Below are 500 nucleotides of genomic sequence, written 5' to 3'. Positions count from 1 at the left end.
TCGGCGCGCCGGTGACCGGCTCGCCTGTGGTCGTGACGCTGGCCAACGGTCAGAACATCACCATCGAAGTCGGCAAAACCACCGGCACCGTGACCACCACTGCACCGAACGATGCGTTGACCGGCCATGCACCAATCACCAACGCGATCACGGGCGTGAGCGGCGGCAATTACGAAGACCTCGTTGCTGACAATACCCCGGTCAGCACCACGGTCACCGACACCACTGACACCACCAACCTGACGCTGAGCGCGACGGGCACCGTGGCGGAAGGCGGCCAGATCACTTACACCGCGACCCTGACCAACGCCGCCGGTTCGCCTGTCACCGTGACCCTGAGCAATGGCTCGGTGATCACCATCGAGGCCGGCAAAACCACTGGCACCGTGACCGTTCCTGCGCCAGCCGATGACGTTTACAAAGACGCCGGCAAAGTCGAAGTGACCATCAAGGACGCCACCGGCGGCAACTTCGAGAACTTGGTGCCAAGCACCACGCCT

At 63.2% G+C, this 500-nt stretch carries 1 protein-coding gene; it reads left to right on the top strand.

Annotated features, from left to right (window positions below):
- On the top strand, positions 1-500 hold a 500-nt coding region (locus ACM6JQ_RS18420; RefSeq protein WP_414894459.1), incomplete at both ends, for an immunoglobulin-like domain-containing protein.

Origin of the sequence: Pseudomonas sp. IT-232MI5 (assembly GCF_949767845.1) — a bacterium.
Taxonomy (GTDB): Bacteria; Pseudomonadota; Gammaproteobacteria; order Pseudomonadales; family Pseudomonadaceae; genus Aquipseudomonas.
This window is presented reverse-complemented; position numbering and strand designations above follow the sequence as displayed.